Source organism: Paraburkholderia sp. EG304 (genome assembly GCF_046543485.1).
GTDB classification, from domain to species: domain Bacteria; phylum Pseudomonadota; class Gammaproteobacteria; order Burkholderiales; family Burkholderiaceae; genus Paraburkholderia; species Paraburkholderia youngii.
On record NZ_JBKGUA010000002.1, the window covers coordinates 160,343 to 172,879 of the forward strand.

Genomic DNA, 12,537 nt, shown 5'->3' on the forward strand with positions numbered 1-12,537 from the left:
CCTGTCCAACACCAAGTCCAAAAAATCAGTCTGCGTGAATCACCGGCTCGAGCTTGCGCTGGAGCTTGACCGGCGGCACGCGGCGGCTTTGCCACACCGACACGACGGCGATCAGCGCGGCCATCGCGAGACCAAGATGAATCGCGCCGACCAGCGACTCGCGCGCGCTTTCGAGCAGCATCGCGCCGTTGTGGCCCGCGTGCGTCAGCTGATCGACGAGCGTGGTCTGCGCATCGCGGTTGATCAGGATCTGCGGATCGCCGAGATCGCCGAACCAGTGCGAAGCGCCCGCGCCTTCGAGCGCACTGCGCACGCCGCTCTTGTACATGTGGGTCACGAGGGTGCCGGTCAGCGCGGTGCCGATCATGCCGCCGATCATCCGCAGCGACTGCAGCAGCGCGGTCGCGATGCCGAGGTGTTCGCGGCCCGCGGACTGCTGCGCGAAAATCGTCAGATTCGGCATCACGAAACCGAGCCCGAGGCCGCCGACGACCATGAACGACATCAGTACCCATTGCTGCATCGATCGGGTCGCGACGACGATGCCGAGGCATGACAGCGCGAGCATCGCAAAGCCGATGTACAGCATCAGGTTCGGATTCTTGATCCGCGACACGACGCGCCCGTTCGTGATACTGCCGATCGTGATGAACACGACGAGCGGCGTGATCACGAGGCCCGCTTCTTTCGGCGACATGCCGAAGCCGCCCTGGAACAGCAGCGGTGCGTAGAACAACAGCGAGAACATCGTGAAGCCGCCGAGCACGGCCAGCGTGAACAGCGCGGCGAGGCTACGGTTGCGGAACATGTCGACTGGCAGGATGGCGGTCGGGCAGCGCTTTTCCCATTTCCACAGCGCGATGGCCGACGCGACGCTCAGCCCGAGCAGCGCGAACGCGCTCAGCGTGATGCCGTGCTTCGGCAGCAACTCGACGAACAGTTGCAGCGAGCCGAGCGCGATCGCGATCAACAGCGCGCCGGGCCAATCGAGCCGCATCTTGCCTTCATGCTCGACGTGCCGCAGATGCGGCAGGAAACGCCAGACGAAAAACAGCGACAGCAGCCCGACCGGCAGATTCACATAGAACACCGAACGCCAGCCGTAGTACTGCGTCAGAAAACCGCCAAGCGAAGGCCCGACCGCATTCGCGATGCCGAACGCCGAACTCATCAGCACCTGCCAGCGCAACCGCACGACGGAATCGGGGAACAGATCGGGAATGCACGCGAACGCGGTGCCGACCAGCATGCCGCCGCCAATGCCCTGCAAGCCGCGGGCGAGCACGAGAAACAGCATGTCGTTGGCGGCGCCGCACAACACCGAGGCGCTGGTAAACACGACGATCGATGCGATCACGAACGGCTTGCGCCCGTAGTAATCGCCGAGCCGGCCGAAGATCGGCACGGTGATCACCGAGCTCAGCAGATACGAGGTGGCGACCCATGCGTACAGCTCGAAGCCCCGCAGTTCGGACACGATGGTGGGCAGCGCGGTGCCGACCACGGTCTGGTCGAGCGCGACCAGCATCGTGACGAACGAGATGCCGAGCATGGCCAGCAGGGATTCGCGGAACGGTAAGACTTGCCCACTCGAATGGTGGGCGGCGGTATGGACAGCCATTTTTGATGGAGCAAAAGTTGACGTGTCAAAAGATTGAAAATCATACCACGCTGCACCGCTCCGCGCGGGACGGAACACGCCTTGCAACGCGGTAGACTCACTTGCAGTACCCACGCCATGACATGCCAGGGAGGCTCATGCAGCCGAGTTCGCTCGCAGCACCATCCTTATCGGAGCAAGACCTCGCCGCGCTGCGGCGCGCCAAACACCAGCTCGAAAGCCCCGCGCTCGCGATGAAGCTCGCCAGCGTCGTCGGCGCGCCGATCGAAAAGCTGCTGTCGCGCATTCCGGTGTTCGCCAACGAAAAAGTGTCCGATGCGACGCAGGCCGCGTTGCGCAAATGTCTGTCGATCGCGCTGCGCACGCTCGGCCGGCGCGACGACGCCAGGCTGCTCGCGCCGGACAAGCCGAACAACCTGCTGCACAAGTTCGCGGTCGCGACGACCGGCGCGGCTGGCGGCGCGTTTGGATTGCTCGCGCTGCCGGTCGAACTGCCCGTCACGACCACGCTGATGTTTCGATCCATCTGCGACATCGCGCGCAGCGAGGGCGAGGACCTGACCTCGGTCGACACACAGCTGCAATGCCTGACCGTGCTCGGCATGGGCGGCGCCTCGAGCGAGGACGACGACGCCGACCTCGGCTACTTCTTCATGCGCGGCGCGCTCGCGCAGGCGGTGTCGAAGGCGTCGTCCGAGGTGGCCAGCAAGGGCTTCACGGCCCACGGCTCGGCGGCGCTGCTGCGGCTCATCAACGCGATCGCCGCGCGCTTTTCGGTGCAGGTCAGCGAGCAGATCGCGGCCAAATCGATTCCGGCGATCGGCGCCGTGCTCGGCGCGATGGTCAATACCGTGTTTATCGATCACTTCCAGCAGGTCGCGCACGGGCACTTCACCGTGCGGCGGCTCGAGCGGCAATACGGCCAGCAAACGATCGAAGCCGTCTATCGGACGCTCGACATCACACTCGACGCGTGAGCCCTGTTCGCGGCGCGGCTCGTCGCGCGTCGCACGAAGGCGGCCGCGCGATCGAGCGCGCGGTTCGCCTCCGGCATGAACGGCGCGAACAGCGGCCACACGTGCGGCAGCTTGTTCCACACCTCGCATTCGCAATCGACGCCTGCCGCGTGCGCGTTGTCGGCGACGCGGCGCGTGTCGTCGAGCAGCACTTCGGTGCTGCCCGCCTGCAGGAACAGCGGCGGCAGACCGTGCAGGTCCGCGTAGACCGGCGACGCGTACGGATGGGTGGGCGGCGCATCGCCCAGATAGACCTTGGCCGCGCGCTCGATCGAGGCGCCGCAAAACATCGGATCGACGCTGTCGTTGGTGCGCAGGCTCGCGCCGGTGGTCGCCAGATCGGTCCACGGCGAGAACAGCAGACCGCCCGCGGGCATCGGCGCACCCGCGTCGCGCAGCGCGACCAGCGTGGCGAGCGCGAGACCGCCGCCGGCCGAGTCGCCGGCGATCACGATCGAGCTGGGTGCGATGCCCATCGCGAGCAACTGTCGATAGGCGGCGGTGGCGTCGTCGAGCGCCGCTGGGAAGCGATGCTCGGGGGCGAGGCGGTAGTCGAGGGAGAAAAGCCGCGCGTCGGCGCGGGTCGCGAGAGCGAACGTCAGCGACCGATGCGTGCGCGGCGAGCAGAAGTAGTAACCGCCGCCATGGCAATACAGCACCGTAGGCTCCGCGCCGCCGGCCGTGCCGCCGTCCACGCGCTCCAGCCATTCGCCGACGAGCGGCGCGTTGCCTGCGCCGTACGTTTCGCGCAGATGCCAGCCGCGCGGCACGCGTGGCGACCACACGCGCCTCGACGTCAGCGCGCGCGCCCGTTCGACGTTGATAAACGGTTTGAGGGTTTCGGGCCGGAACTGCCTGCGCAAATACCAGCACGCGAGCGCGCTTTGCCAGCTCATCGGGACATGCTCCTTCGTTGAAGTCCCGTCATGGTACGTGGGTTGGCAGGGGCCGTTGGTTTGGCGGGTTCCAATCGCGTGACGGTGATCGTGGCCGCGGCACGCGCGCCGGGCCAACGCGAGGTCCATGCCTAGTTCGCCGGCAACACCTGTCCGCGAATTTCGCCCGTCGGATTCTGCGCGGTATGAACATTGAAGTACCACTGCCCCGCCATCAGATCCATGACCTGCTGCTCGGTCAGCTTCACCGTGCCTTTGATCGGACTCGCGAGCCCATTCTTCTCGATGGGCACCTGGACCTTCGCATTCTGGCCGACCGGCGCGGGACCGTGGAAATGCGCGGCGGTGACCGGACCGCTCAAGCCCTCGTAAGTAACAGTCCACTGCAGCGATTGAGTGGACGTGTCGAAGCTCGCATTCAGCATGCCATGCCCGTGACTCACACGCGGCGGCACTTCGCTCGACGGCTGGAGATTCGCCTTCAGCGCAACCGTATCCGCAAATGCAGCGCTCGATGCAAGCGCGCACAGCAGTACTGCCAGATTCAATTTTCGCTGCGAAATCATGGTCTTCTCCGGACATTGACGCGCCGCGGCGGCATTGTGTCGGCCGTGCGGAGCATCCACATACTAGTGCAAATCATTTGAAGCCGGTGAGGCTGGGATGGTGGTTTGCCCGGGGCAGCATTGAGAAAAAAACGTAGCGCGAAATCGTTTAATCGATTTGATCAAAAAGTTAATTGCGCGATTTGTAATGAATAAATCACGTTATTCCTGGTATGCTTCGACTCGCGAGAAGTGACTCCTTCATCGAAGGACGTCTCCAAATCTTTAACGCGGCTTCGGCCGCGTTTTTTTTCGTCCTGATTTTGGTTGCGGCCGATTGAACCGCCCGTGTATTTGCGCGAGTCTACGGCGCGCCGCTCGCTACGCGAGCAATGCGGCCTGCTGTTCGATGCCATCGAGTATTGCCTCGCATTGTCGAATTAGCGCATGCCCCTCGTTACGCAACTGCTCCGGCGACTTCGCGACAATGACGCGGCGATAGGCTTCGAGCGCCTTTAGGAGCGGCGGATACTGCAGCACGCTCGCCGCCCCCATCACCCGGTGCAGCCACTCGTGCACCCGCCCCATGTCCGCGCGTTCGAGTAACGTCGCCAGCGCGTCGATGTCGTCGCGCATCGACGAGACGAATGAATCTAGCAACGCCTTGACCGTCGACTCGCTTCCCCATAACTGCGTCATGCGCGCGAGGTCGACGGGCACGAACGGTTCGGCACCGACACGTTGGGTGGCCTGCGGCTCGCCGGCCGACGCGGTCGAAACGCGATCGGTTGTTTCCGCCGGGGCGGGGTGCCACTCGACCTCAGTGCCAAACCAGCGGCTCAGGTGGTCGCGCAACGTGGCGAGCCGGGTCGGCTTGATGAGACTGTCGTCCATGCCGACTTCGCGGCACAGACTCAGGTCGTCGGGCGCGGTATTGGCCGTGATGCCGAGTATCGGCAGACGCCGCGCGCCGCCGTGCAGTGCCTCCGCTTCGCGGATACGACGGGTCAGTTCATAGCCGGACAGGTTCGGCATGTGGCAGTCCGTAATCAGGCAGCCATAGCTCGTGCGCTCTAGCGCGGTGAGCGCTTCGGCGCCGTCGTTGGTGACGTCGCACGCGAACCCCAGCAGGGCGAGCTGATGACGGATCAACTCCTGATTGACTGGATGATCTTCCGCGACAAGAATCAGCCGCCCGATCGCGAGCGCGCGTTCGCGATCGGGCGGCGGCGCGATGCCATCGGTCGTGAACGGCGCGCCTACCACGCTCGATGCCATCCGGGCGATCGACGGCAGCTCCGTCATCGCGGCCGCACAAGCGGCGCCGAGGCCGCGCCACGAAATCGGATTGATGCTGACGCGCACCTTGTCGTCGAGGATGCGGTAACCCGTTGGCTTCGGTTTTTCGGTCAGCGTGACGATGCACGCATTTGTGCCGATATGTGTCGGCAACGTGACGTCCTCGCCGACGAACAGCAGATCCGCGCAGCTCAGTACGTCGCTTTTGGCAAGCGTCGCCGCATCGCCCGAGAGGCTGTGCAGTTCGAGCCCCAGCGCCTCGCCGAAGTGTGCGAGAGCCCGGCCGATGCGTCGATCTCGCGTGATCACTACGCCGAGCTTGCCGTGCAGACCATTGATCGAATAACGCTGTTCGACGATCGGCATCGTCAGCCGCACGATCATGCTCGTGCCGCGGCCGGGTTCGCTGTGCAGCGTGAGCGTGCCGTTCATCAGGTCGATCAGCTTGCGACAGATCGTCAGCCCGAGGCCTGTGCCGCCGAAGCGCCGCGTGGTGGACGACTCGGCCTGCACGAACGGCTCGAACAGCCCCGCCTGCACATCCGGCGCGATGCCGATGCCGGTGTCCCGAACGGTCAGCTCCAGCGTCTGCGAACCCGCGCGGTCTTCGACGACCGCTACGCTGACACCCACCTCGCCCTTCGGCGTGAACTTGATTGCATTGCCGAGCAGGTTGAACAGGATCTGGCGCAGACGCACGCTGTCGCCACGGAGCGTCGCAGCGGCGTCGCTCGCGATGTCGACGCGCACTTTCAGCCCCTTTTCGTGGGCGCGCCCGGCGAGCAGGCCGACCGCGTTATCGACGAGCTCACGGAGATCGATCGGCTCGGCTTCGAGCGTGAGCCGACCCGCCTCGATCTTCGAATAGTCGAGCAAATCATCGAGAATCTGCAGCAGCGCGCCCGCCGACTCGTGGATCATGCCGAGCATTTCGCTCTGATCGGTACTGAGCGGCGTGCGCTCGAGCACTTCGACGAGACCGAGCACGCCGTTCATCGGGGTGCGGATTTCGTGGCTCATCATCGCGAAGAAGTTGTCCTTCGCGCGCGAGGCCGCCTCGGCCACATCGCGCGCTCTGGCGAGTTCCTCAGAACGCGCGCGCTCGACGCTCGCGTCGACCCAATAGCCGCTCCAAACGACGCCGCCATCGGCTTCGCGCTGCGGCACCAGCTCGGCCCGCACCCACTTCAGTTGACCGGCGCTTTCGACACGGAACTCAATATGCACCGCAGAGGTACAGATCGCGGAACGCTCGAGCTCGGCAAGAACGATTGGCCGATCCAGCTCCGATATGCGCTGAAAGTCGACTCGCGCCCCGCCCTGCGAATCGCTGTCGCCGAGCAGATGTCGCGCGTCGCCGCCGATGTACGGGAAGGAATACGCACCTTCCGGCGAGCGCCGCATCTGGAACACGACGGCCGGCAACGAGCGCGTGACGTCGAACAGACGCCGTTCGGTTTCGCGCGCGCGCATCTCGGCGCGCCGGATGTCGGTGATGTCGACCATCGTGCCGAGTACGTATGCCGGCTGCCCATCGCCGCCTTCGCAGACGCTCGTCCAAAAAATGCCATGCCGCGACTCGCCAGCACCGTCCTCGAACTGCAGTTCGACTTTGGCGATGCCGCCGCCGCGCAGGAGCTCGTGTGTCATGTCGTCGAGCACACGGCTATTGGCCTCGCCCCATGTGCCGACCTCGGCCGTTGTGCGCCCGAGCACGTCCTTGCGCTGCAGCCCGCACGCCTTCTCGTATGCCTCGTTGATCGCGATGTACCGTCCGTCCAGGCCTTTCGCGATGAGCGGATACGGCACCGTCTTCATCATCGTTTCCTGGAAGTTCAATTGCAGCGCGAGTTCGCGCTCGGTCTGCTTGCGCAGCCGGACTTCGCGTTGCAGCAGCACGTACGCGCGCAGCGTCACCAGCAGCACCACGCCGATGCCGATCAGCACCGGCAGCAGCCGCACCGCAGTCACGCTCCACATCGCGTTGTCCGGCGCGGCGGGGCTCACCCACTTGCGCCGGATGCGTTGCTTTTCGGCTGCCGGCATCGCCTGCAACGCGCGATCGATCAGCTTGACGAGCGGGCTCAAATCCTCGCGCACAGCAAAATACAACGAGTCGGATTCACCGAGCGAGTCGAGCACCCTGAGTGCGCCGGCGTAGCGCTGCCGGAGTTGCACGTTGATCGCGGCAGCGTTGCCGACCAGCACGTCGGCCTCGCCACTCGCGACCATGCGCATCGCCTCGCCCAGGCTCGCCGCGACGACGATGTGATCGACCGGCACCGCCTCCAACGCGAGGGGCACCGAACCGGCTACGTGCGGCGACATCACGACGCGGCACGACGTGATGTCGTCGAACCAGCATGGAGGCGGCACGCCGGTGCGTCCGACGATCACCAGAGGATCGCTCTCGTACACGCGGCTACGGTCGGCGCCCACGAGAAGCGCACCGCGACTCGATGTGGAGGACAGCATCGCGATGTCGCCGCGCTGGAATGCGTCGATGGTGGCTGCCCAGTCGGCCGTGCGTGCGCGGTTGAACACGACACCGAGCGTGCTGCTCAGGTATGCGAGGTAATCGGCGGTCAGACCGACGGGGCGACCCGCGGCGTCAACATAGCTGAACGGCGCCCAATCGTCGTCGAAGCCGATCTGCAACGGCGGCAGCGAACGCAGCCAGTTCTTCTCTTCCGGCGTTAGCGCGAAGCGTGGGGCACCCGTCGCGGGCGCCGCGTTGAAGTTGCCGGACAGCCAGAGCGCGCGTATCGCAGCGGCTTCGGCGGGATTCATCGACACCAGCGCGCGGTTCAGTTGATCGCGCAAGGCAAGCTGCCGGGGCGATACCGCAAAGCGCAGGTCGAGCGCTTTGCCGCCTTGCTCGAACGCTACGCGCAGATTGCGATACGCGTCGGTCGCCAGTTCGTATTGAACGACCGGTGTGAAGCCGAAATAGACGTCGGCATCGCCATGCAATAGCGCGTTCAGCGCTTCGTGCGTGCTCGCGAACGAGACGATCTTCGCGCGCGGAAAACCGGCGCGCAACAAACGCTCACGCGCAAAACCGCGCTCGATCGCGATACGCGCGCCGGCGAGATCAGTGGGCTTCAGATGCCGGGCGTCGTCGCGACGCACGACAGCCGACGCGAACGAGTGGAAGTAGGGCGCCGTAAAGCCGAGGCAGCGCTCGCGCTCCGGCGTGCGCGCTATGCTCGTCAGCAGGTCGACCTCGCCGGCGCAAGCCGCGGCGACCAGTTTGGCCATGTCGGGAAAGCTCTTCGTCTCGATGACGACGTTCGGCTCCAGGAGCGCGCGCAACAGGTCGCCGCTGACGCCGGCGAGCTGGCCACCCCGCTGGATGTCGAACGGCGGCCAGCCACCTTCGAGTATGCCCACGGTCAGTCTGGAAGGAAATGCATTGGGTGACGACGCGGAGACATCGGCTCGCACTGTGGAGATGACGGTTGACTCTGACGCAGCGCCGGCAGGCGCGGCCATGCAGACCGCATGCGTAGCCGCCAGCAGAGATAACACCAGCCAGCGCATCATTGAGTGCCGCGGCGAGCGCTGCCAAAGACACCGCAACAAACGCCGCAGCCCCAACGTCAGCGGCACCTCGCATTGAGAACTCGCATCGATCGGAAGTGATGAGTAGCGTCCCCCGCTCACGAAACGTCACCCTGTCCGTCCACCAATGACACCGCGGACGAATCAACTCGACCGTGCAGAAACGAAAACAGGACGCCAGCCGCAATTGCGCCGGCCAACGGCGCTGCCCAGAACAGCCACAGCTGGTCCAGCGCCCAGTTGCCGACGAACACTGCCTGCGCTGTCGAGCGGGCCGGATTGACCGCTCCATTGGTGACCGGAATCGACACCAGGTAGACGAGCATCAGACATGCGCCGGTGATGAACGGCGCAACCGTTGCCAACTCTTTTCGAACGACGACCAGCAGGCAGGTCCCGACAAACACGAACGACAGCACGACTTCCACGACGAGCGCCGAATGCAACGGATAGTCGGCGGGCGAATGAGCACCGAAGCCGTTCGCCGCGAATTCGCTCGCGGCGAGTTCGAAACCTGGCCGGCCACTAGCGAGGTAAGCGAGAAGCGCCGCGGCGACTATTGCGCCGCCGATTTGCACGGAGATATAGGGCAACAGATCACGCACGGGAAAGCGCTGCGCGACGGTCAAGCCGATGGTGACAGCAGGATTGAAATGCGCGCCGGAGATCTTGCCGAACGCATAGCTGCCAGTAGCGAGCGCAAGCCCGAACGCCAACGACATCTGCAACGCGCTACTAGCCTGCAATATGCCCGTGGTGTCCAACACCGTACTGCCGCAGCCGACGAACACGAGCCATGCCGTACCCACACCCTCGCTCCATAATCGCTTGCCTAGTGCCACCATCTCTACCCCATCCGTCAAGTACGAGGTACAGACACCGAACGATCGCGCGAAGAGGTCTGCACCGGATTCCCCTGATCCATCTAATCGGATCACGAACTAACCACAGCGGCAGTTGCGGCGCAAGGCGCGCAACGACCGGCGGCGGCCAGGATTATTGGGTGCCCCCCGAGCCATGCCAATCAGATAAGTCTGATAAGGGCTACGTCAAAGCCGTCGAAAGCAAGAAAATATGACCATCGCGTCGCCTCATATCAGCCCAATCTGAGCGGCGTAGTTGATCAGGTCGGCTTCTGTTTCCAGTCCGAGCTTGCGCATCGCGCTGCGTTTTTGCGTGCTGATCGTTTTGTCACTCCGTCGCAGACGTGTGGCGATCTCGTGCACCGCGAGGCCTCGCACATAGAGTTGAAACACCTCCCACTCGCGTGCGCTCATCGCACCGCCGCGCCGGGGCGGCGCAGGCTCCGCGGCAGCGAGTGCGGCACGAACCTGTTCCGATAGATGGGTGCCCCCGGCGGCAACGGCTTCGATCGCGTCGATCAATGCGTCCACGGCGTCGCGCTTGTCGACGATTCCCGTCACGCCGATATTGCGCAAGCCGGCCAACACATGCGCGCGCCCAATCATGGTCAGCACCACCACGTGGGGATGCGGCGTGCGCCGAAGCAGCCGACGCAATAGCGGCACCGCGCTGGTGTCTCCGTCGAGTCCCGGCATGCCGATGTCCGACACGACGACGTCGCATGCGCAAGCTTCGAGCAGCTTCGCGAGACCGCGGGTGTCGGCAGCTTCGCCGACAATCTCGATATTCGGCTTGTCGCGCAGCAGCGTTCGGACGCCCGCGCGAATGGAGTCGTGATCGTCCGCCACGACGACGTGAATCTTGTTTGTCATTCTGTTCAGTGACTTTTTTATGGTGTCGATCGGCATACCGCACGAAATGTGTCTCCCCGGTTATGCCGATCTAGTCGCCGCGCCTATGCGCAGCAGGTTGCCGCCCGGTTAGCGGACCTGATCAAGTCGTTCTGGAACCACCCCGTGCTCGACTGCGAAGCGAAACAGTTCGGCGTCGCTATTCAGCGAGAGCTTGCGCATGGCCATGCACTTCTGCGCGCTGATTGTCTTCACACTACGTCCCAAGCGCGTGGCGATTTCCGTGACGCCGAGCCCTGACGCGTACTGCGTAAATACCTCGAGCTCGCGGCGAGAAAGGGTGGCGCGCACGAAGTCGAGACGTTGCGTCAGCGTTACGTCGGCCAACATGGCGCGCACCGCCGGACCGACATAACATTCGCGCGCCAGCGCCATGACCAGCGCCACGTGGATCAGATCGATACGATCACGTTTGCTCAGCAGCCCGTCCACGCCAAGCGACATCACCTTGCGCAGCGTCGCCGCTTCCGTTTCCATTGTCAGGATGACGAGCGCCATGTTGGGATAGCGTTCCTTTAACTGCCTGACGACGTCGAACCGGTTTTCGTTGCTCCCTCCTGGCATGTAAAGATCCATCAGCACGAGATCGCAAGGACAGCGATCGACTTCAATCAACAGTTCGGCGACATCCGCCGCACGGCCGACCACCTTCAGGTTGGGATAGTTGCCAATCAGATTTTCTATAGCCAGCAGGACCAGCGGATGATCGTCCGCAATGATCGTTCGAACAGGCGTGCCTGATGCAGCCATGAGGTTCATCTTCTGGCGCTCCTCGATACTTTCATTTCTCGACACCTTGTTATGCGTGACCGGCGCTCACGCAATGGTCGAGCATTTCTTTTGCGACAAACATCAGAGCGCTCTGAAATGGACCGAACGACCGCGTGCCCGATGCTTAGTTTTCCACTTCGAGGAGGAGCGAGCCGCACGCGCGTACACAGGAAAAGAGCGCGGGGTCGTCGCTCACGCCCAGTCGTGCCATCGCTTCACGCTTTTGCCGACTCACCGTGCGGCGATGGCAGCCGAGCGCCGCCGCGATCTGCACGATGGACTCGCCGCTCACGAGCCTGCGCACGATGTCGGTCTGCCGCTTCGACAGCATCAGGGCCGACACGAACCGACCGTTGTCCGGCTGCGAACGCTCGAGCGTTTCGACCACCGAGCGGCCCAGGTAGCGCGCGCCGCGCACACTGTCGCAGACGGCTTGCGGCAGTTCCTCGAGCGAATCGGCTTTGCCGACCACGCTGATTGCGGCATCGGCGGCGACGACGCGCAACATCGCGGCATTCGTCTGCCCGGTCACGACGACGACGCGCAATGACGGCCACTCGCCGCGAATGCGCTGGATCAGGCCGAGTCCGTCGCTAATCTCGCCGGCGGGCTCCGGCATGGACAGATCGACGACGAGCACGTCGCACGGTGTGTGTTGAAGCAACGCGATCAACGCAGTCGGCATCTGCGCCTGACCGACGACAGTCAGACCTTCGTGCGCCTCCAGCGTCGATTTCAGGCCAAGCAGGACGAACGGATGATCGTCCGCCAGAATGATTCGAAGATTTGTCACGATTAGTCTCGCTCGTTGTCGGAATGGTCGGAATGCGTGCGGGGGTGGCTGTGCGGGCGGCGGGCGTCGACCTTCGCCGCGTCAATCACGCGACGTGCCGGAAAAGCCATCTGATCACCCTCGCAAATTCACGACAATCGGAGCGTTCCTAATCCGGTTAAATGATCGGGATAATTTATAGTCCTACCGAGCAAAATGCGCACCGTTATTCGAATCGAATCAAATCCATTCGAAAACGCAAGGCGCGCGCTGTTCAA

At 63.9% G+C, this 12,537-nt stretch carries 9 protein-coding genes; 1 reads left to right on the forward strand and 8 read right to left on the reverse strand.

Annotated features, from left to right (window positions below; all coding sequences use genetic code 11):
- Positions 1-25 precede the first annotated feature (25 nt).
- Complete coding sequence (locus tag ACLFKU_RS03345) at positions 26-1,621, reverse strand: MDR family MFS transporter (protein ID WP_410848163.1); 1,596 nt, start codon at positions 1,619-1,621, stop codon at positions 26-28.
- A gap of 137 nt (positions 1,622-1,758) precedes the next feature.
- Here ACLFKU_RS03345 and ACLFKU_RS03350 point away from each other — a divergent pair, with 137 nt between their 5' ends.
- Positions 1,759-2,598, forward strand: coding sequence for an EcsC family protein (locus ACLFKU_RS03350; protein ID WP_410848164.1), 840 nt, complete (start codon positions 1,759-1,761; stop codon positions 2,596-2,598).
- Here ACLFKU_RS03350 and ACLFKU_RS03355 read toward each other — a convergent pair.
- The 7 genes from ACLFKU_RS03355 to ACLFKU_RS03385 all read right to left on the reverse strand — a co-directional run bounded on the left by ACLFKU_RS03355 (position 2,565) and on the right by ACLFKU_RS03385 (position 12,280).
- On the reverse strand, positions 2,565-3,533 hold the full coding sequence (locus tag ACLFKU_RS03355; protein ID WP_410848165.1) for an alpha/beta hydrolase: 969 nt from the start codon (positions 3,531-3,533) through the stop codon (positions 2,565-2,567). The genes ACLFKU_RS03350 and ACLFKU_RS03355 overlap by 34 nt on opposite strands.
- 131 nt (positions 3,534-3,664) lie before the next feature.
- A complete protein-coding gene (locus ACLFKU_RS03360; RefSeq protein WP_368584463.1) occupies positions 3,665-4,099 on the reverse strand; it encodes a CHRD domain-containing protein in 435 nt (144 codons plus the stop codon).
- A gap of 360 nt (positions 4,100-4,459) precedes the next feature.
- Positions 4,460-8,872, reverse strand: coding sequence for an ATP-binding protein (locus ACLFKU_RS03365; RefSeq protein WP_410848266.1), 4,413 nt, complete (start codon positions 8,870-8,872; stop codon positions 4,460-4,462).
- 167 nt (positions 8,873-9,039) lie between these two features.
- A complete protein-coding gene (gene aqpZ, locus ACLFKU_RS03370) occupies positions 9,040-9,786 on the reverse strand; it encodes an aquaporin Z (RefSeq protein ID WP_368584459.1) in 747 nt (248 codons plus the stop codon).
- Positions 9,787-10,032: 246 nt separating this feature from the next.
- Entirely contained in the window at positions 10,033-10,677 is a 645-nt protein-coding gene (locus ACLFKU_RS03375; RefSeq protein WP_368584514.1) for a response regulator, read from the reverse strand.
- 108 nt (positions 10,678-10,785) lie between these two features.
- Entirely contained in the window at positions 10,786-11,475 is a 690-nt protein-coding gene (locus ACLFKU_RS03380) for a response regulator (protein WP_410848166.1), read from the reverse strand.
- A 136-nt stretch (positions 11,476-11,611) separates the two neighbouring features.
- A complete protein-coding gene (locus ACLFKU_RS03385) occupies positions 11,612-12,280 on the reverse strand; it encodes a response regulator (protein ID WP_410848167.1) in 669 nt (222 codons plus the stop codon).
- Between the last annotated feature and the right edge of the window lie 257 nt (positions 12,281-12,537).